This window comes from Streptomyces sp. NPDC031497 (genome assembly GCF_055580905.1).
Window position 1 is genome coordinate 163826 of the sequence record NZ_JBVIKO010000019.1, and the last position, 19002, is coordinate 182827.

Sequence of the window (19002 nt, forward strand, 5' to 3'; positions counted from 1 at the left end):
GAGCTGCTCCTGACGTGAAACGAGGGGGTGAGAGTGCGTGACCGGCCTGCGGAGGCAGACGTCTCAGCCGAGGACCTGCTGGGTCACGACGATGTGTCCGGCATCGGGGTCGAGGACACCGCCGAGCCGGCTGAACGCGCCGTCGGTCAGATCAAGGCACTTGGGTTCCTGCGGGGTCTGGGCGAACGTGCCGCGGTCGTTGACCCGTACGGTCAGGGACCGGCCGTTGGCGACATTGGTGACCTGGACGCGCGTACCGAAGGGCAGTTGAGGCTGGCGGGAGAGGGACGTGGCGGCCGTGTCGGCGTTGTTGTCGAAGACCTCACCGCTCGCCGTCAGGGCGCCGGGCGGCTGGGGGCCGTAGTGGGTGGCCCAGCACTGTTCGCCGGTCTGTTCCGCGGGCGCGTTCCACTTCTGGTTGTCGGCGCCGGTGCAGGTCCAGATCTGTATCCGCGCACCGTTCGCGGAGGAGCGGTCGGTGACGTCGAGGCACTTGTTCGCCGCGGGGTTGACGATGTCGTGGGCGGCGGTGACGGTCCATTGCTGGTTGGCGGCGCCGGTGCAGGACCACAGCTGGACCTTGGCGCCGTCGGCGGTGGAGTTGGCGGTGACGTCGAGGCATTTGCCCAGGGCGCGCAGGGTGTTGTCGGCGCCCGTGGTCCACTGCTGGGCGCTGGTGCCGTTGCAGTCGTAGAGCTGTACCGGGGTGCCGTCGGCCGTGCCGGCGCCGGCGACATCGAGGCACTTGCCGGCGAGTCCCGTGACCGTACCGGTCGCCGCGGCCGCCGGTGCCGCGGTCAACGGGCTGAGCGACAAGGCCAGCAGGGCTATGAGAGGAGTACCGCGTAACGCGGTGGCGAGGAAGGAAGAGCGAGCAGCCATGGGGGGTGGGAAAGCCTTTCCGAAGTGGCACGTAGGTGTGGCGGACACCGACAGGACGCACGTCGGGACGACCTGACACGGGGAAAGCTAAAGGTCTATACCAAGGCCGTCAAGGTGTGAACATGACAGATGTGGCCGGTGCCTCCACAGCCGCTCGTTCGGCATCCGGGTGGGGCTGAACCGGCGCTAGGGCCTGTCTGACAATTCCCGTCTGCCTCGCGACGCCATGCACGCACTCTCGCCGCACCGGGCGCAGACCCAAGTACGTCCAGTACGAGGGCCTACGCCCGGCACGCCGAGAGCACGCACCTGACGCCGCGAGGCCGCCCTCCGGGCGACGACGGGAATTGTCAGACAGGCCCTAGTAGCGTCGGCCCGGCCGTCGGTGCCGTGCGGCAGGGGGCTGTGGTCAACTCGACCTGGGCGACCTGACTTTCAGGGCCGCTGAGGTGAGATCGACTCTGTTCGGCCCTGCCGATCGTCGATTCCGGCGGAGCGTTGTCCACGACGTCACGTCACGTCATCGGCCGAGCCGAGGGTGGCGGCTGGACATGTCCGGATGCCCGGCGAGCCCGAGACGCGTGTATTGACTCCTGGGATCGGAGGGATGGTTCAACTCGCGCGAGGGCATGGGGTTTTGAACGCAATCGCTCGATCGGGCGGCCGGTTCCCCGCGCCCGGGGCGAAGGCCAGTAGGCGTTGCGGCCGCCGCACACGGCCTCGCCGTGTACCTCCGCCAGGGCCTGTCCGGGATCGACGGTGAAGCCCTCTCTGATCCGTGACACCGTCCCCCCTGTCGCGGCGGCCCTCTTCGACCATCCAGGTATGGACCTCCGGTCGCGGGGCAGACGGAGGTTCACTCGGCGCGGTCCCGCGTCGAAGGGCGGCGCCGAATGCCGCCTGTGCAACCTGTGCCTCGCGGCGGCGCCGACGCACCCGCGAGCCGAGTCTGGGGGAGTGGGAATCGCCATGATTCTTCCGGCGGAGAAGGAACTGCGTGCCGCACTGGCCCGGTTCGCCGACGCGCGCATCGAGCACGACGTACGCCCCACCGGCCGCACCAGCCGCCTGCTGGAGGACGCCACCTACACGCTGTGCGTGATGACCGGAGCGACCGACGCGGAGCAGGCCCTGCACGCGGCGGACACCCTGTTGCAGGGGTACCGCTCCGGCGGCGGGGGCAGCGATCGCGAGGACGAGGCCCTGGCCGCCTAGGCACTGTCCGGCGGATCTTGTGACTGCCGCAGCCTTGGTTCGTTGGCATGCTCATGGGGCGCGGAGATCTCACAAATGAAGAATGGGCCCGGCTGAAGCCGCATCTACCGAAGTCCGGTCAACGCGGGGGCCGTTGGGAGAGCCATCGCAGGGTGATCAACGGGATTCTGTTCCGGCAGCGCACCGGGGTACCGTGGCGGGATCTGCCTGCGCGTTTCGGTCGGTGGAAGACCGTGTACGAGCGGCATCGGCGCTGGTCAGCGGATGGCACATGGGACAAGCTCTTCGCGGCTGTCCTCGCCGATGCTGACGCGGAAGGCCGCATCGACTGGTCCATGGTGAGCGTGGACTCCACCTCCTGCCGGGCCCACCAACACGCTGCGGGAGCACGTAAGAAACCCCCGCGACTTCCGGGAAAAGATACGCGCCCCTGCAGCACCGCCCCGATGAGGGCCTGGGACGCTCACGGGGCGGCCTGACCTGCAAGATCCACCTTGCCGGTGAGGGCGGACGCCGCCCACTCGCCTTGCTGATCACCCCGGGGCAGTGGGGCGACGCTCCGCAGCTCATCCCGGTCATGGAGCGTGTCCGTGTCGCCCGCCGGGATGGCGGGCGACCGCGGACTCGGCCTGGCCACCTCGGCGGAGACAAGGCTTACTCCTCCCGCCGTAGCCGCCTCTACCTGCGGCGACGCCAGATCAAACATACGATCCCCGAACCGAAGAACCAGCGGACCAACCGACAGCACAAAGGCAGCAAGGGCGGTCGGCCCGCTGGCTTCGACAGGACGATCTACAAACGCAGGAACGAGGTGGAGCGGACGATCAATGCCCTCAAGAGCTTCCGGGCTGTGGCAACGAGGTTCGACAAACGCGCCTACGTCTTCTACGGCACCGTCACCGTTGCCTCGATCCGACTTTGGCTCCGGTCGTGACCCACCGGAGAGACCTAGTAGTACCCCTTCGCCCCGTCAAGCAGTTCCCTCATGATGTCCGCGTGCCGTCCGGTCTCCTCGACGAGATGGATGAGCAACCAGCGGAGGTCGGCGTTGCCGGACCGGCAGTCGGCGTGGCGGCCGACGTCATCCAAGAGCCCGCGGCCACGATCTCGTTGCTTCGAGCGCACTGGGCCTCGTACGACGCACACGCGCGGCCGGGAGTGCACCCCGTCGCTTCGAGGGAACCGGATGCGCACCACCGGCCGGCGTTCAGGCCCGGGTGTAGCCGCCATCGGCGAAGAGTTCGGCGCCGGTGACGAACGACGAGGCGTCCGAAGCCAGGAAGAGGGCGGCCTCGGCAATTTCCTCGGCGTCGGCCAGCCGCCCCAGTGGCACGACGGCCTCGGCGAACCGGTCGACGTCCGGCCCCGCGGCGCGCAGCAGGGCAGGGGTCCGCGTGGGTCCCGGGCTGAGGACATTGACCCGGAATCGACGCTCTCGCGATTGCCGGGCCCAGTTGTGCACGAGGTTGCTCAACGCTGCCTTCGAGGCGCTGTAGACCTCGAGATGCTCATTGGGGCGCACGCTGTTGCTTGAGCCGATGACCAGGATGGAGGCGTTCTCCGCCAGCAGCGGAAGCGCCTTCTGGACGGTGAATAGTGGGCCCTTGACGTTGACGGCGAGTGTCAGGTCGACGTTCGCCTCGGTGTGGGCGCCGAGCGCGGCGTCCGCGACGATTCCCGCGTTGGCCACCAGCACGTCGATGCGTCCGGCCTCCTCGCGGACTCGCGCGTAGAGCGCGTCCAGGTCGGCCAGGACCGAGACGTCGGATCGTACGCCGGTGGCCGCAGGGCCCATCTCCTTGACTGCCGCTTCGAGGCGGTCGATGTCCCGGCCGGTCACGAAGACCCGTGCGCCCTCTCGGACGAAGCGGTGGGCGATGGCCAGCCCGATCCCGCTGGTCCCTCCGGTGATCACGGCCACCTTCTCATGCAGCACGCCTGGCATGTCGAACCCCTTCAGTTGTGGAATGGATCGTCCATAACGTAGGCAGTAATGGACGATCGAGTCAAGAATGGTTAGGCTGAGATCATGCCGAGACCACGCGCATTCGACGAACACCAAGTCCTGGAGCGGGCCAGGGAACAGTTCTGGGCGACCGGCTATGCAGGAACCCGGATGGACGACATCGCCCAGGCGACCGGCCTGGGCAAGGGCAGCCTGTACGGCGCATTCGGCGACAAGGGCAAGCTGTTCCACCGTGTGTTTGGCGACTGGTGCACCGCAGTCGTTGAGGTGGCCGAAGAGCGGCTGGCAGGTGGCCCGGACGCAGAGGCCCTGGCCCGGCTGTCGGGATACGTGCACCTAATGGCGGAGAACACCGCCTCAGACACCGAGCGCCGCGGGTGCCTGTTGGCCAAGGGCGCGGCGGAACTGGCCCAGCACGATCCGACGGTCGCCGGACGGTCGGCCGAGACCATGACGGCACTGCTGACTCTGCTGCGGACGGAGATCAGCGCCGCCCAGCGCCACGGCGACATCGATAGCGCTGCGGATCCGGAGCGGTTGGCGGCACTGCTGTTGACGGTGGTCCGCGGTATCGAGGCGGTAGGCAAGGCCGGCCTGGACCCGGAGGCGCTGCGGAAGATTGCAGACACCGCACTGGCGGTCCTGCCCATGCCCGAGGGGCAGAAACGCCTCGCAACCGTGCGCAGTCCGGCCCGCGAGAACTAACTTGGTGCCATCACGGCCACATGATCTGCCGGACAGTGCCTAGGCGCGACCCTCCTGCTCCGCCGCGCCGCCGAAGGCCTACCGCTTCGGGCGAGCAGACCGCAGGATCGTGGCGATGAGCGTGCGGGCCAGCCACTCCTCGTACGTGTCGGCCGACCAGCCCCGCCCCGCTGTGAGCTGCGTGTACAGCTGCGGTCCGGCCAGGGCCCAGAGGCCGTCCGCCAGGTGCGCCGGATCCGCTTCCGGATCCAGCGCACCGGTCTCGTCGAGGTGGGTGACGAACGCGGTGACGCCGGTGAGCCGTTCCCGTTCGGCCATCTCCAGCACCTCCGCGACGTCCGGCCCCGCCTGGGTCAGCAGGGTGAACAGCGCGGCGATCCGCTCATGGATCCCGCGCACGAACGCGGCGTAGAGCCGGAGCTTGGCGTCCGGCTCGCTCGTCCGCAGGATCGCCCGCGTCTCGGGGCGGTCCGCCATGGGCACCGGCTCGTCGTCACCGGCCAGCGTGCTGTCCCACAGGGCCTTCACCAGGCCCGGCTTGCCACCGAACGTCTTGTACACGGTCTCGGGCGAGACGCCCGCCCCCTCGGCCACGGCCCGCACGGTCGTGGCGTGGTAGCCGTCCCGGAAGAGCAGTTCACCGCAGGCCGCCAACACCGCTGCCCGATTGCGGCGGGCGGTCTCCCGACGGCGATCGGAGTTGTAGGGCCGGCGTGGTGTCTCGCCTGGCATCGGCGCACCCTCCAAATTTGATACAGTCGACTGTATTGAATTCTGGCAGGTTGCTGGAGGTCCGTATGTCCCGTCCCGCGCCCACGCAGGTGTCGCCCGGCGTCCACCGCCTCGGCGATCACGGCATCAACTTCTACCTGATCGAGGGCCCCGACGGTCTCACTCTGATCGACGCGGGAGTGCCCGCGCATCTGGGCCAGCTGCGCGGGCTGCTGGCCGGCCTCGGCCGTTCCGTCGCCGACATCCGTGCCGTGCTCCTGACCCACGGCCACCTCGACCACACCGGCCTGGCTCACACCCTTCAGGAGGCCGGAGCCGACATCTGGGTCCACGACCGGGACGCCGCGATCCTGCACGACGGCCCGCGCAGCGTGAACCGCCATGCCAAGCCCGAGCGCTCGATGCTCCCCTACCTCCTGCGCAGGCCGGCCGCGTTCGCCATGCCTCTCCGGTTGGCCCGCGCGGGAGCCTTCACCGCTCCCGCCGTCCGGAACACGCGGGTCTTCCACGGCGACCAGGTGCTGGAGGACGTCCCCGGTGCCCCGCAGGCCGTCGTGTTGTCCGGTCACACCCCCGGCAGCACCGCCTACCACTTCGCCGACCGCGGGCTGCTCTTCACCGGCGACGCCCTGGTCACCGATGACGGGCTGTCGGGTCACACCGGACCCTCGATCGTGAGCCGCTGTTTCACCCACGACAGCAGGGCCGCGCTCGCCGCCCTCGACCGTCTCGACCAGCTGCCGGCGGATCTGCTGCTGCCCGGCCACGGCGAACCCTTCACCGACGGCGTCCGGGCCGCCACCCAGCAGGCACGCGACTTCGGAGTGCGCTGACCCGCGCCGCACCCCGGTTCCCCAGGCGGCGACCCGCCTGGAAGCCCGAGTTCTGGCCGCCGGAGCGCGGCCTGGCCCTGGGCCCGCTCCTCGGCCGGAAGGAGATCGACATGGTGATCCTCCCCGAGGAAGCCGACATCGAGGGACTCGCCGACAAGCCCTGAGCCAGGACCGCACAGCGCAGCACTGACGCTCGGGCCGACGTCCCCTCCGTGACGGTCAGCGGCGACCAGCCGTGCGAGGAGCCACGCGCGCGTACCCGCCGGCCGTTGCTTCCGAACACCACGCACCACGCGGGCCCGGTGATGGCCCGGCCGCCGCGGGCGCTCCGGTTCCGTGGCTTCGGTACGACGTCCCGGACCGCGCCGGAGCGGACCGGCTCCTCCGGGACAGCAGCCCCCTCCAGCGGAGTTCCCCGTCGGATCGTCAGGAGGGCGAACGACGAAGGAGGCGCCCATGGGCGGCAGGAAACGCAGGCCCGTCGCCGAGGGGCCACAGCCGAGGGTGGGGACGGCATGAACGTCCCCGGATCCCGCACAACCACGCGGCTCCGGCCCGCAACACACCTCCCCGCCCCGGCCTCACTCGGCGCTAGGCTGACCCCGGAGGTGCCAAGTGGCCCAGGATGAACGGAAGTTGGACGAGGTTCCGGAATCCACCACCGTCGTGGTGATCGGCGCGGGCCCGGCCGGGCTGACCGTCGCCCAGCTGCTGCGCAGATCCGGCATCGACAGCATCGTCCTCGAGCGCCGCAGCCGCCACTACGTGGCACAGCGGCAGCGGGCCGGCATCGTGGAGAGCCGCGCGGTGCGGATGTTCGTGTCCTGGGGGCTGGCCGACCTGGTGCTGGGCAGCCCACCCCACGACGGCATCCTGGAGTTCCGGGTGGACGGCAAGAGCCACCTCGTCGACGACAGCGACGGATCCGAGGGCCCCGGTGCACGTCTGTGCCCCCAGCAGGTCCTGGTCCAAAAACTCACCGCCACCCACCTCGCCGAGGGCGGCGACGTGCGCTACGAGACGGCCGATATCACCCTGCACGACCTGACCGGCGACCGCCCCACCGTCCGTTACCGCTCCGCTGACGGCACGGTGCACACGATCACCTGCGCCTTCGTCGCCGGCTGCGACGGCGAGCACGGCGTCACCCGCACCGCCGTCCCCGACGGGCACCTCACCACCCACACCTTCGACCACGGCATCGGCTGGCTCACCGTTCTCGCCGACGCCCCGCCCCCCGCCCACCCCCTGCTCGCCGTCAGCCCACAGGGCTTCGCCGCGCACTTCCCCCGCGGACCGCACAGCAGCCGTTACTACCTCCAGTGCCCGCCCGACGACCACCCCGACGCCTGGCCCGACACCCGCGTCTGGGACGCGCTGCGCACCCGGCTCGCCGACCCCGCCCTGACCGCGGGCCCGATCACCGACCGCGAGACCTTCCGGCTGCGCAGCCTCGTCCACGACCCCATGCAGTACGGCCGCCTGTACCTCGTCGGAGACGCCGCCCACATCGTGTCGCCCATGGGCGGAAAGGGCATGAACCTCGCCCTGTACGACGCCGATCTCCTCGTCCGCGCCATCCGCGACCACGTCCGCGACCACGACGACACCGGCCTGCGCACCTACTCCGAACGGTGCCTGCGGCGAGTCTGGAGCGACCAGGAGTTCTCCCACTGGCTGACCCGCACGGTCCACGACGCCGGCGACGACACCCGCTGCGGCCCCTTCCTGCGCCGGCTGGCCCGCGCCCGCCTCGACCGCCTCTTCACCTCCCCGACCGCCGCACAGGCCTTCGCGGAACTCATGACCGGCCTTGACCCGGCCCAGCACCACCCCGCCTCCACGAGCCGCTGACCACGACGGCCGTCCGCGGACCGCGAAGAGCCCACGCGCCGGACGATCCTCGCCTGCCCCATGCCACCACTCGGACACTGGCTGGCAGGCTCGCAGGTCGGTCCGCCGTCGGGACGCGCCTTGGCCGGCGGAACCACCCACACGTCAAACCTGGGGCAATGCTCGTCCAGGTCCTCCAGAACGGCTGCCCTGAGCCGCATCTGACGGCCCACCCGCGGCTGCGGCGAGGCTCTGCCGTAAGTAGGTGAGGCGAGCGATCTCCGCGTCCAGGGTTGCCAGGCGATCGGCCACGACATCGCTGAACTCGCCTGGAGGGCCGCCACAAGATGCAGGTGCGGTCTGGACGAGGAGGTCCAGGCGGTGGGCTCGGCGGCGGAGGTCTTCCAGGGTGAGGCCCAGAGCCAGCAGCTCACGGATCACGCGGACGCGGGCCACCTCGGCAGAACTGTACTCACGTTGGCCGGACGGAGTACGTGGCAGGGGCCGGAGCAGGCCACGGGCCTCGTACAGGCGCAGAGCGCGTGGTGTGGTGCCGGCTGCCGCCGCTGCCTCGCCGATCCGCATGTGCTCCCCCGCCCTACAGCTCCACGATTGCCGCACCGAAGGCGCGGCCTGCGATCAGTTCGGGCAACGCCTCCGGAGCGCGCTCGATTCCATCGAGCGGGGTGTAAGGGAACTGGATATCGCCCGTCCGTAGCCAGTCCCCGAAGCGGGCCTCCCACTCAGCCTCGACATCCGGGTGGTCCGTGCCGCTGTAGCCGGCGATCGTGATGCCCCTGTTCAGCAGCCGGTAGGTGTCGAGCACGGTGGGCGCGCTCCCGCCCGCTCGGTCCGGGGACAGCTGACCGTCCAGTGCGCCCACCAGGGCGAACCTGGCGCCCCGGTTCGCCGCGTGGACGGCGGCAGTCAGCTGTTCGCCGCCCACGGTGTCCAGGACGATGTCGATGCCGTCCGGCGCCGCCTCGGCGAGCTGTTCGTCGAGCGGCCCCGCTCCGCGCAGCACGGTGGCGTCGTAACCGAGTTCCCGTTTCAGCCTTCGAGCCTTGTCCGGTGAGCCGGTGCTGCCGACCACCCGGGCGGCACCCAGCAACTGGGCCATCTGGCCCGCCATGGTGCCCACCGCTCCGGCGGCGCCGGTCACGAACACGGTGTCGCCCTCGTGGACCTCGGCCAGCCGGGTCAGCGCGCCGTACGCTGCGGAGCCCTGGGCGAGGTGCGCCACCGGGTCGGGCAGCGTGCCCTCGAGCGGCCTGCACTGGGCAGCGTCGGGTGTCGCGTATTCCCGCCAGCCCTGAAGGTGCAGTACCAACTGCCCTTTCTCCAGCGGCCCATCGACCACCTCGCCGATCGCGGGGCCGAACAAGGTGTCACCGGGGTACAGCGGCGGCAGCGGGACATCGCGGGTCTCGCCTCCGATGAGGGTGCGCAGGCCGGGGAAGACCAGGAAATGGGTGTTGCGGACGAGTACCTGGCCGGCCTCGGGACGGGGGACGGGGACCCGCGCCAGGGTGAAGTCGTCCGCAGTCGGCAATCCAGCGGGGCGGCGGACCAGGCGCACGAGTCGATGAGTCGCATTCATGTCGGGACGCTAAGCCTTGACCCGTGGGTGAGGGGCAAGACCCGGTTGAGCATTGCCCTGCGACCGAGTCGCGGGCTGCGACGAGCACCGGCCGACCGGCGCACGGGCTTTCGTCGGGTCTCCTAGCTGGCGGAAAGAGATCCGTGTTTGATGTCACTGCGGGCGGAGCCCGTACTCGGCCAGCCACCCGAGCAGCTCTTGACGAGAGGTCTCGACAAGTCTTCCCCCGGTGAAGCGGGCGTCGTCCGTCACCTCTGCCACGCACTCTGAAGGAGGGACGAAGGACCGGGCCTCCTCGTCGGTGGTGAATTCGGCCTCAGCCAGGACCAGACCCCGCAGGGGACCCTCGAAGACGTCGACGCCCAAGGGAGGCACGCTGAAACGAGTCTTGGACAGCACCGCGGCCGGCAACGACGCGAGCAGGTCGTACTCCGCCGGGGACAAGTAGGTGTTGGTGATCAGGCCCTGAACGCCGCCGGGACGAGAGATCGGAACTTTCTGAGTGAGTTTGCGTTCGCAGCGGCCGTCAGAGGAATCTGCACGCCGCAGCCGCAGACGTGTTCCCACCAGATACCGATCGGTGATCAGACGGGTGACTGTTATCGTCGACGGATTCGGCGGTTCGGACAGCAGGAACCGTCTCTCACGCTCGACGCGTGCGTATTTTCCCGGGCAAACCGACTGACCTTGAACCCCACCGGCCTTGTCCATCATGAGCACAGCTTCTCAGGTGTTCTTCATGGTCTGAGTAGATTTCGTCCGGTGATGCTCTCGGGTCGTGTCACGGTTCAGCCGACGCCGTAGCGGGTGACGGGCCGCTTGCGTTGCGAGCCAAGTAGCCGTCGGGAAACGGGCGTTGAGGGTTTCGGCCGTCGAGTACGGTGCCCCTCGCGGCATTGACGTGCTCACCCTCACCCACCCCCGCACCGGCCACCCCAGAGCCAACTCGCCGTAAAGTCCTATGTACCGCCGTGAAAGGCCCGATCGAGGAGAGTCCCCGTCTCCGGCGGTGGGCAGCTCGGCGTGCGGATCACGATAGGGTCCGCCCATGTCAGACGCGATAGCGAGTGCGATCACCGCGGCGGCGGGCCTCGGCGGGGCTCTCCTCGGCGCGGTGCTCCCGCAACGCTTCAACGCCCGCGCACGCGCCGGCGAGGCCGAACTCGCCGACCGCAGAAGGTCGTTCGAGGAGCGCCGAGAGGCGTATACGGCCATGAACCGTGCCTCCGAGCAGTTCCACACGCTCCTCAAGGACGCCCTGCACCGCATTCGCGACGGCGTCTACATCGAGGAGGACCGCACCCGTCTCGAGGATTCCCGCAGGGAGTACCGCGACCGCTACGCGGCAGCGCAGATGATCGTCCCGCTGCGGATCATGGAGGCGTCACGGGAACTCAACAAGGTCCTCGCGGGGGTGGACGCGGCGGCCAAGCGCATCGACCGCGGCCTCGCGCGTGAGGGGGAGAGTGTCGAGCGCCTGCTCGTCGAGGTCAAGCAGGCGGAGCCTCGGCTGGTGGCAATGCGGACATTGATGCGGGAGGACCTGGGGATCCGGGACTAGCCACCTGAGGCACGGTCGGCGCAACGAAGGAGGCTGACGTCAGCACCCGTGGGGGAGTTGGGGACAGCGCCTCCTCACCAGGTTCGCTCACGCGTTCCCTGACTCAGTTTGAGATCCGGCTCACCACCGCAGAACACCCACTCGCACCTACCGCTCAGACTTCTCTGACAGAGCACGGTTGTTTGCGAGTGACCGCAAGGAGATCGCTTGCCCGCGGTGGTCGCGGCTCAGGCCGAGGTAGCCGTCGTCCAGGAGGACCTGGACGTCGGGGAAGCGCTGGAAGCAGACGTCGATGCCTTCGTTGCGGGCGGCCGTGGCATCGTGCATACGACCGGGCCGCAGGGTGTCGGTCCATAAGGTGCGGCCCCGCCAGTCAGCGATGACGGTGGCCTTCATGGTGTTCTGTCGACGTGGCGTAGCTGACTCGACGGGGGTGAGGGGTGGGCGAGGGCGCCGTCTGCGGAGCCCCCGCCCGGTACTCGATCAGCTCCAGGTCATGTTGATTTCACGCTCGAAATTGATGTATCCGGCGCGCCGGAAGGCGTTCGCCATCGGGATGTTGCCGAGGTCCGTGGACGCACGGATTCGGGGGACGCGCTGCTCTGCGAGGACTCGGGTGCCCTCGGCGAGGATGTCGTCGATGTAGCCGTTGCCGCGGTGTGAGGGAAGGACCGCGATGTAGGCGATGATCGCGTTGTAGTCGTTGCGGGCCGGGATGACGAACCCCACTGGCTCTCCGTGGGGCAGTGTCGCGATGCGCCACCAGTCCCGCGGGCTCGTGTAACGCGCCAGCTCGTGCTCGTAGTGCCGAACGGCAGCTTCGTGCACTGACATCCGGGTCAGGTCGTCACGGCCATGTGCGTCCAGCGTTCCGTCAAGAACCGAGGCCATCAGAGCCACGAGTTCCTCGCCATCGTGGACCGGCCGGAAGACGAGGCGCCCGTTGTGCTCGGGAACTGGTGATTCCGGACGCCATTCCAGGCGCAGTCGTTCAACGAAGAGCCGGGCACCGGTCCGTTCGAGTACCGTCATGCGGTCTTCGACGGCTTGGCTCGTCACCGGGTTGTCACGCCAGTCCGGCGGGACGAAACGGCTGTACTCAGGGCGAGTCGAGCCGTTCGGGAGGGTAGCGGCCATTGCGGTCTGCAGAAGTCGCACCCCGATGTCCACGTGATCGGAGCCCGAGGTGCTGTCTTCGATGTCGAGGACGTCAAGGATGAGTGGTGCATCGTCGGCTGCTCTGCTCCACCAGGCCGCCCTGGCCAGCAGGCGGTCACCGCGCAGGGCCACCCACATCCACTGCGGACGTCGACGGCCGGCAACGAGGTCGTCCGCCAATTCATTGTTGAGGACGTAAGGCAGTTGGGAGAAGAGGTCGAGTTCTTCGCGGCCGGTGATCGGACGCATGGTCAGGTCGTTCGTTTTCACGGTCAAGGCACGCTCCGGTGAAGGCGCCCGTCCGCTCCGGGGTCAGACGTGGTCCGCGCCCCGGGAGGACACAAGCGCGGTGATCATGGGGATCATGGGCTTATCCCTCCTCTCGCTGTCGTGGCCCCTCAGCCCTCGTGGTGGGGATCCAGCGATTACGTCTATCCAACCGCAGCCCTCGTCCGCAAACCCTTTTCGATCAACCTGCTTCCGACGGTGCCGAACAGCGAGTCCCGGGCTGTCAGCTACAGGTTCCGATCACTGTGGTTCGCGGTGCGGGAAGGTGGCTCACTCGGGGTGTCCGTGGGGCGATCTCGCGGAGCCGGACGATCCCTTCGCGCTGGGCGGCGAGCCGGGCCAGGGCCTGGCTGCGGAAGTCACTGAGCTTGCCCCGTACACGAGCCGGCTGAACTGACCGTGATCCCGGTGCGGGTCACCCAGCCGCACCCGTCGGTCCACGTCCGAACGACCCAGGTCGGAGAGATGGGGCACCCGACTGAGGACTGACCCACGTCCTGCCTGCATCGCCGCACCGGATCAGACATGGACCGTCGGCGTCACGGAATTACGGTCACCCGCCCGCAGTTGGCCCGTGCGGCCAGTTCACGCTCAGGGGAATGCGCCGTCTTGAGGGCGGGTCAGGTGTGAACCGGGAAGGCCGCTTGGAAAGCCAGGCGAGGGGCAGCGTCCGCCCCGAGCCGAGTGAACAGGTCATCGAGCGCGAGGTACTCCTCCCAGGGTTCCCGCTGTGTCGTACCTGCCAGCGCCGTGACGAGCCTGTCCTCAATGCCGGAGACGCGTTTGTCCTTCCACACCTTGTCGGCTGCGCTGACCAGGAGGTCCTCCATCGTCACATCCGGGGCGTCCCAGCTGGCATGGGTGGCGGCGAACCGAGCCAGTGCAGGAGGGAAGCCGCGGCTCAGCAGCAGGTCACGACCAGCTTCCTCGTGTGCCGAGCCGGGCCCGGCGAGCTCCTCGGGGTGCAGGACCTTGCCCACGTCGTGGGTGGCCGCACCGAAGAGAACATCGTCGCCGTCCACGGCCAGATCCGGGTAGCGGTCCTCCACCCATTCCACCAACTGGACCGCAACGTCATGGACCGCACGCAGGTGCGCCGCCAGCCGAGGCGGGGCGCTCAGAGAACGCAGCAGTTCCGCCACCACGGGTGGTAGCGGCCGCAGACGGGGCTCGCCCGGGGCGTCCAGGGCACGTGCCAAGAAGTCCGTTGGCGTCGCGGTCATTCCGCAGACATTACTCCCGCGGGGCACCCCAAGGCAGACCGCATCGGTGCTGAAGTCCTGGGCGAGCACCGCTGCGTCGCGCCAGGATCAGCGGTCCTCGCGGGCCGCCGCGCGCCAACTGAGACACAGCCCAATGCCAATGTTCCAGTGGCAGTGGCAGTGGCAGTGGCAGTGGCAGTGGCAAGCGAGGTCCCAGCCACGGCAAGGGAGCGTCCACTGGCCGAAGTCTCCTGGGATTTTCGGCCGGTTCACGGAAGGGTACGGGGGTGCCTCGACCGGCGGGCGACGGCGCGATTGGCGGGAGTCCCATCCAGCGGCGGCACTCCGTCTTCTACTGGACGAACTCCAGTACCTGGACGACCTCGACGCGGTGCTCATCACCGATGACGTTGCCGACGACGGTTCCCGCGAGGCGTACACGCGGGGCGGCGAGCTCGTGTCCGCCTACGCAGGCCGACGCGGGGCGGCGGTCTTTTACCCAACGGGGCACCACGACGACCGCCGCGCGTTCCGTGAGGTGCTCGGCAGCGGCCGCAGGCAGCCCGAGGCTGCGTACCAGGGGGCGGCAGGTGAGCGGGCTGCGGTAAGCACCGTAGGCGGCTGGCGGTTGATCACGTTGGACACGTTCGTTCCGGGCAAGGGCTACGGCCGCCGGGACAGCGGATCGCGGCCGAAGCGCTCAAGGAGGTGTGGGGGTGTACCTCCAGGACAGCGGACGCCGGGCCGGCCGGTTGAAGGAGGTCCGCCTCGCCGACATCGAGCACCTGGAGTTGGACCTCTGACCCACCGTCGCCTGGAAGGTCCGGGGCAGGTTGCGTCAGCCGGTGCCCGGTAGTTGTCGCGAAAGCGGGGGCGGGGTTGTCGTCGTCGATGCCGGCAGTGGTCGGTTCGGCTGTTGGTGAACGGTGTCTCTGCGGCGTGGGCGCCCCGGTATTTTCCCGGCATGGCTGATCATCACGCGGTTGACGTTGGAGGCGTCCGGCTGGCCTATCAGGTGTCGGGACCGCTGGACGCTCCGCCGCTCGTCATGTTGCATGCGCTGGGCGAGGATGCCACGGACTGGGACATCGTGACACCTGCCTTCGCACGCAGTTGGCGTGTCCATGCTCTCGATCTTCGCGGTCACGGCCGCAGTGACTGGCCGGGGGAGTACTCGCTGCAGCTCATGCGGGACGACGTGCTCGGTTTTCTGGATGCACTGGCACTTGACCGGGTGGATCTGGTGGGGCACTCGATGGGAGGGATCGTTGCCTACCTGCTTGCTGAGGATTATCCGCAGCGTGTGAACCGGCTCGTCCTGGAGGACGTTTCGATCCCACGCCCTCGGGACCCGACCACTCCGAGCAGGCCGGACGGGGAGCTGACGTTCGACTGGGAAATGGTGCTGGCCGTCAGGCGGCAGGTCGACACGCCGGATGCGCGATGGCTGGAACGCCTCGGCAGGATCACCGCCAAGACCCTTGTCGTGGCCGGCGGGCCACGCAGTCACGTGCCCCAGGAGGGCATCGTCGAGTTGGCCCGTCGTGTTCCTGACGGGCGGGTCGTCACCATTCCGGCCGGGCACTTGATCCACAAATCCGAGCCGGTGGAGTTCACGAGGGCCGTTCTGGCGTTCCTTCGGCCGGGGGAAGAACCCTGACCTGCACGGGTGAGCTGAATTGCATCAGTCGTCACCTACGGGTTGTCCCACCGATGGGGCGCAGGGCGGGGTGCCTGAAGCATCTTGGTACGGTTGTTCACATTTGGGCGGCCGGGACGTGTGTTGGGCCCCAGATCCTGTGGAGGCGGGGCAATGAGGTTGGCCTGTCGAAACTTTGGACTGTCGGATCTGCCACGGCGGGGTCTCACCCCGCAGGAGGCACCCCTGGCGGTGCTGCTCCTCGATATCGAGGCTGAGCTGTCCATCTGGGAACAGGGACGGGCGGTGTGGTCCGCAGAACAGTTCCCCGTCGCCGAGCTGGCGTACCACCTGGCGCTCTGGCTCCAGAGTCCTGATGCTGGGCATGAGGACTTCGAGCTCGACTCGATGCAGGCGGAGGAGGGGGCGATACGCATCGTGAACTCCGGTCAGGGCTGGCAGATCGGCTCCATCCTCATGCCGGCCTTCTGGACCACGCCCGTCAGCTGGGATGTCCTCGTGTCAGAGATCAAGAACTTCGACCGCGCCGTGCGCGAGGGCGTGACCGCGATGGGCATCGACCCCGCCTTCATCCCGGAACCTTGAATGAGATCCGGTCCGGAACCTTGACAGAGATCCGGTCCAGCCGGCCCGAGTGCGATGATCACGGTGTGGCTGGTGTGATCATGGCGTCACAGATGTCTCGGACAGGCCCGTTCACCGGGCCGAGTCCGCGCTGCTTCCGCAAGTTCGTGACCGCTCAACGCCGTGAGGAAGCGGCCGCCGTCCGGCGCGGCCGGTCCTTGCCCGGAAACCGCAGCGGCTGCAAGGCATGTGAGCTGTCCGGCGCGAAGGCCGCCGTCGGCAACACGACGGTGATATCGCCGATGGCGGCTACTGAGTCACCGGCCTGGTCATCCCGCACCGCCGCGAGCGGGACCAACGCGAACGGGGCCAGGCCGAACTCCCCGCATGGAAGGAGGAACACAACACCTCCCACCGCAAGGTCCGCGCCCGAGTCGAGCACACTTCCGCCCGGATGAAGAGCTGGAAGATCCCGCGACTGCCACCTGAGAGGCGACGGAGTCCCTCACGCCATGCTCGGCGTCGCCCGCCTGCACAACGTCACTCGCACCGGATAGCCGAGTGGCCGACGCGGAGGAGGGCCGCGCTCGGACAAACTCAAGGATCAAGAGAAGGACATCCCTCAGGCGGGGTTGTTGTCATCGGGATCGTCTTTTCAGCCCAATGTGATCCGGGCGGTGACCGGCAGGTGGTCGCTGCCGGTGGGCGGCAAGGTGCGGATCTGGTGGACGGTTGCAGAGCGGGCCATGACCTGGTCGATGCGGGCGGTGGGGAAGGTGGCGGGGAAGCTGAAGGCGAATCCTCGCTGCGCTGTGTTCATCCGTGAGGTCAGCGGGGTCAGCCCACGGTCGTCGACGGTGCCGTTGAGGTCGCCGAGCAGGAGGACCGTTTTCAGGTTCTCGGCGGCGATGGCCTTGCCCAGCAGGCCGGCGCTCTCGTCCCGCTGGGAGGAGGCAAGGCCGCTCGCCCGGACGCGGACCGAGGGCAGGTGCGCGACGTACGCCGCGACATTGCCGTGCGTTGTGTGGACCACGGTCCGCAGCCCGCGACTCCAGATCTCCGCGATCCCCTGGGGTTTGATGTCCACCGGCCGGGCACCGGTCAGCGGGTGCTTCGACCAGAGTCCGACGGTGCCCCGGACGGCGTGGTACGGGTAGTCCGGGGCGAGGGTCTGCGCGTACACCGCCAGCGCCGGGGGCACCAGCTCCTCCAGCGCGATGAGATCGGGCGCGGCGCCGGCCAGGGCGCGGGCCGTGCCCGCCGGGTCGGCGTTCTCGTCGCTGACGTTGTGCTGCACCACGACCAGATCGTGCGGGCCAGGCTCCGCCCCGGGCAGGAGCATCGCGCCGAAGAGGTACGTCCAGGCGGCCACCGGCAGCAGCAGCGCCACCAGCGCGATAGCTGAGCGGCGCAGCAGTGCCAGGACGAGCAGTACCACGACCACCAGACCGAGCCACGGAAGGAACGCTTCCAGCAGACTGCCCAGGTGGCCCGCAAAGTTGGGAACCGCCCGGTGGAAGGCCATGAGCCCGGCCGTCAGCACCGCGAGCACGGCGGGCACCCGTCCCCGTCTCCAGGCCGGCCGGCACCGTGGACCCCGCTTCGTGCTCTGGCCCGCAGCTCGCGGCCCAGCTTGCCGTCGCGTCCATCGGGGCACTGTCACCTTCTGCTGCACCATGGTTTCCCGTGGGTGTCGAGGCCCTACGCATTGCCGGTGGGGCCGATGCGGCGGGCGGTGAGCAGGACACCTGTGCCGCCGCCGGAGCCGAGGTCCAGGACGCGCTCGCCTTCGCGCAGGTCGGCGACGGCGGTGGGATGGCCGCAGCCCAGCGAGGCGGCGACCGCCTCGGCGGGCACGGTGTCGCGCTCGCCGGCCGCGAAGAGGGCGGATCCGAAGTTGTCGTGGATCTCGATGGCCTCAGGGCCGCAGCAGGCGGTGCCGCTCTCAGAGCCGGACTCTCCCGGCGTCCTCATGGCAGCACCGGCGTTCTGAAGTGTGGCGGCGCGAGCCGGCGCGGACCCTGGACACCGACCCCGGCCTCGCTCACATTCGGCAAGAGTCTGAGTGTCACGCCGGGGGCCGGGTGAGTTTGGCGGCCACGGCGTCGAGGACCCAGTCCAGGCCGGTCGCGAAGGATGCCTCGGCGTCCACGTCCGTGCCGTCGTACACGGCCTTGGCCAGCGCCGGGAAGCGGCCGGTGGCCAGCATTCTCGTCACATGCGGTCCGGAGGCGCGCTGCCAGTCGCGCTTGGACAGGCCCGTGGCGCGCTCGGCCCGCAGGTTCGCGATCTCACGCCTGATCGCGCCGATGAAGTAGGCGCTGACGGTCTCCACGGCGCGCATGACGGTGTCGATGTCGGCGAGTCCGTCGAGGGCGGCCAGCTTGGCCTCGGTCACGGCGAGGCCGTTCGGACCCAGGGTGGGGCGGCCGCCGAGCAGGTCGGCCAGCCATTCGTGACGGAGAGCGGCCTGCCTGGTGCGGTGGGCGAGGACGCGCAACGCCTCCCGCCAGTCACCGGGCTGCTCCTCGGGGCGGATCTCGGCGTGGACCTCGTCCACCATGAGGTCGAACAGCTCCTCCTTGGTGGAGACGTATCTGTACAGCCGCATCGGGCCGGCATCCAGGCGGGCGGCGACCTTGCGCACGGACACCGCCTCCAACCCGCCCTCGTCGGCCAGCGCGATGGCAGCGGCGACGATCCGCTCCCGGTCGAGCGGCACGGGTTGAGTAGGCGGCTCCGGCCGGTCCCACACGGTCATGATCCCAGCGTACCCTTGCGATGCGCCGTAACGAGGAAATAC

The 19002-nt window shown here is 69.0% G+C and carries 20 protein-coding genes and 5 pseudogenes; 10 read left to right on the forward strand and 15 right to left on the reverse strand.

Features of this window, described 5'->3' with window-relative positions:
* Positions 1-63: 63 nt before the first annotated feature.
* On the reverse strand, positions 64-339 hold the full coding sequence (locus ACZ5K7_RS33085; protein WP_468919279.1) for a septal ring lytic transglycosylase RlpA family protein: 276 nt from the start codon (positions 337-339) through the stop codon (positions 64-66).
* A gap of 45 nt (positions 340-384) precedes the next feature.
* Positions 385-882, reverse strand: a pseudogene (locus ACZ5K7_RS33090) (lectin); the annotation flags it as partial.
* 969 nt (positions 883-1851) lie between these two features.
* On the opposite strand from ACZ5K7_RS33090, the gene ACZ5K7_RS33095 reads away from it, so the two are divergent.
* A complete protein-coding gene (locus tag ACZ5K7_RS33095; protein ID WP_468919118.1) occupies positions 1852-2097 on the forward strand; it encodes a DUF5133 domain-containing protein in 246 nt (81 codons plus the stop codon).
* A gap of 53 nt (positions 2098-2150) precedes the next feature.
* Positions 2151-3031, forward strand: a protein-coding gene (locus ACZ5K7_RS33100; RefSeq protein ID WP_468919281.1) for an IS5 family transposase whose coding sequence is annotated in 2 segments (ribosomal slippage) — positions 2151-2511 and positions 2511-3031 — 882 coding nt in all. Because the reading frame shifts where the segments join, the coding sequence is not laid out codon by codon here.
* 14 nt (positions 3032-3045) lie between these two features.
* Here the strand turns inward: ACZ5K7_RS33100 and ACZ5K7_RS33105 are convergent.
* Together ACZ5K7_RS33105 and ACZ5K7_RS33110 are read right to left on the reverse strand one after the other, a co-directional pair.
* A complete protein-coding gene (locus ACZ5K7_RS33105) occupies positions 3046-3186 on the reverse strand; it encodes a mycothiol transferase (protein WP_450972703.1) in 141 nt (46 codons plus the stop codon).
* Positions 3187-3304: 118 nt separating this feature from the next.
* Positions 3305-4042 (reverse strand): SDR family NAD(P)-dependent oxidoreductase, encoded by a 738-nt coding sequence (locus ACZ5K7_RS33110; protein WP_053746844.1) that lies wholly within the window; start codon positions 4040-4042, stop codon positions 3305-3307.
* A gap of 84 nt (positions 4043-4126) precedes the next feature.
* On the opposite strand from ACZ5K7_RS33110, the gene ACZ5K7_RS33115 reads away from it, so the two are divergent.
* Positions 4127-4768, forward strand: coding sequence for a TetR/AcrR family transcriptional regulator (locus ACZ5K7_RS33115; protein WP_468919121.1), 642 nt, complete (start codon positions 4127-4129; stop codon positions 4766-4768).
* A 78-nt stretch (positions 4769-4846) separates the two neighbouring features.
* On the opposite strand, the gene ACZ5K7_RS33120 is transcribed toward ACZ5K7_RS33115, so the two are convergent.
* Entirely contained in the window at positions 4847-5500 is a 654-nt protein-coding gene (locus ACZ5K7_RS33120; protein WP_468919124.1) for a TetR/AcrR family transcriptional regulator, read from the reverse strand.
* Between the two features lie 65 nt (positions 5501-5565).
* Here ACZ5K7_RS33120 and ACZ5K7_RS33125 point away from each other — a divergent pair, with 65 nt between their 5' ends.
* Together ACZ5K7_RS33125 and ACZ5K7_RS33130 are read left to right on the forward strand one after the other, a co-directional pair.
* Complete coding sequence (locus ACZ5K7_RS33125; protein ID WP_351701760.1) at positions 5566-6333, forward strand: MBL fold metallo-hydrolase; 768 nt, start codon at positions 5566-5568, stop codon at positions 6331-6333.
* A gap of 636 nt (positions 6334-6969) precedes the next feature.
* Positions 6970-8187, forward strand: coding sequence for a 4-hydroxybenzoate 3-monooxygenase (locus ACZ5K7_RS33130; protein WP_468919128.1), 1218 nt, complete (start codon positions 6970-6972; stop codon positions 8185-8187).
* Between the two features lie 144 nt (positions 8188-8331).
* Here ACZ5K7_RS33130 and ACZ5K7_RS33135 read toward each other — a convergent pair whose 3' ends face one another.
* The 3 genes from ACZ5K7_RS33135 to ACZ5K7_RS33145 form a co-directional block, all read right to left on the reverse strand.
* Complete coding sequence (locus ACZ5K7_RS33135) at positions 8332-8751, reverse strand: MerR family transcriptional regulator (protein ID WP_468919131.1); 420 nt, start codon at positions 8749-8751, stop codon at positions 8332-8334.
* A 13-nt stretch (positions 8752-8764) separates the two neighbouring features.
* On the reverse strand, positions 8765-9766 hold the full coding sequence (locus tag ACZ5K7_RS33140) for an MDR family NADP-dependent oxidoreductase (RefSeq protein WP_468919132.1): 1002 nt from the start codon (positions 9764-9766) through the stop codon (positions 8765-8767).
* Between the two features lie 153 nt (positions 9767-9919).
* Entirely contained in the window at positions 9920-10480 is a 561-nt protein-coding gene (locus tag ACZ5K7_RS33145) for a CYTH domain-containing protein (RefSeq protein WP_468919135.1), read from the reverse strand.
* A gap of 334 nt (positions 10481-10814) precedes the next feature.
* Between ACZ5K7_RS33145 and ACZ5K7_RS33150 the strand changes: the two genes are divergently transcribed.
* Positions 10815-11327 carry a hypothetical protein gene (locus ACZ5K7_RS33150; RefSeq protein ID WP_351701745.1) on the forward strand — a complete coding sequence of 171 codons (513 nt, stop codon included), beginning with the start codon at positions 10815-10817 and terminating at the stop codon, positions 11325-11327.
* A gap of 150 nt (positions 11328-11477) precedes the next feature.
* On the opposite strand, the pseudogene ACZ5K7_RS33155 reads toward ACZ5K7_RS33150, so the two are convergent.
* From ACZ5K7_RS33155 to ACZ5K7_RS33170, 4 genes and pseudogenes are all read right to left on the reverse strand, one after another.
* Positions 11478-11738 (reverse strand): annotated as a pseudogene (locus tag ACZ5K7_RS33155) (transposase family protein); the annotation flags it as partial.
* A gap of 72 nt (positions 11739-11810) precedes the next feature.
* A complete protein-coding gene (locus tag ACZ5K7_RS33160; protein ID WP_468919284.1) occupies positions 11811-12734 on the reverse strand; it encodes a GNAT family N-acetyltransferase in 924 nt (307 codons plus the stop codon).
* Between the two features lie 659 nt (positions 12735-13393).
* Entirely contained in the window at positions 13394-13996 is a 603-nt protein-coding gene (locus tag ACZ5K7_RS33165; RefSeq protein WP_468919140.1) for an HD domain-containing protein, read from the reverse strand.
* A 331-nt stretch (positions 13997-14327) separates the two neighbouring features.
* The gene (locus ACZ5K7_RS33170; RefSeq protein ID WP_468919143.1) at positions 14328-14486 is read right to left on the reverse strand and encodes a hypothetical protein; all 159 of its coding nucleotides are present in this window, start codon (positions 14484-14486) and stop codon (positions 14328-14330) included.
* 167 nt (positions 14487-14653) lie between these two features.
* Between ACZ5K7_RS33170 and ACZ5K7_RS33175 the strand changes: the two are divergent.
* The 4 genes and pseudogenes from ACZ5K7_RS33175 to ACZ5K7_RS33190 all read left to right on the forward strand — a co-directional run.
* Positions 14654-14778 (forward strand): annotated as a pseudogene (locus ACZ5K7_RS33175) (telomere-protecting terminal protein Tpg); the annotation flags it as partial.
* 161 nt (positions 14779-14939) lie between these two features.
* Positions 14940-15635, forward strand: a complete 696-nt coding sequence (locus tag ACZ5K7_RS33180) for an alpha/beta fold hydrolase (RefSeq protein WP_468919146.1) — start codon at positions 14940-14942, stop codon at positions 15633-15635.
* A 231-nt stretch (positions 15636-15866) separates the two neighbouring features.
* A complete protein-coding gene (locus ACZ5K7_RS33185) occupies positions 15867-16220 on the forward strand; it encodes a DUF7878 domain-containing protein (RefSeq protein ID WP_468919149.1) in 354 nt (117 codons plus the stop codon).
* Positions 16221-16408: 188 nt separating this feature from the next.
* A pseudogene (locus ACZ5K7_RS33190) lies at positions 16409-16756 on the forward strand (transposase); the annotation flags it as partial.
* 98 nt (positions 16757-16854) lie between these two features.
* Here the strand turns inward: ACZ5K7_RS33190 and ACZ5K7_RS33195 are convergent.
* The 3 genes and pseudogenes from ACZ5K7_RS33195 to ACZ5K7_RS33205 all read right to left on the reverse strand — a co-directional run bounded on the left by ACZ5K7_RS33195 (position 16855) and on the right by ACZ5K7_RS33205 (position 18960).
* Positions 16855-17724: an endonuclease/exonuclease/phosphatase family protein gene (locus ACZ5K7_RS33195; protein WP_468919286.1), complete on the reverse strand. Its 870-nt coding sequence runs from the start codon at positions 17722-17724 to the stop codon at positions 16855-16857.
* Between the two features lie 179 nt (positions 17725-17903).
* Positions 17904-18173: pseudogene (locus tag ACZ5K7_RS33200) on the reverse strand (arsenite S-adenosylmethyltransferase); the annotation flags it as partial.
* A gap of 94 nt (positions 18174-18267) precedes the next feature.
* Positions 18268-18960, reverse strand: a complete 693-nt coding sequence (locus tag ACZ5K7_RS33205; protein ID WP_468919152.1) for a TetR/AcrR family transcriptional regulator — start codon at positions 18958-18960, stop codon at positions 18268-18270.
* Positions 18961-19002: the final 42 nt, after the last annotated feature.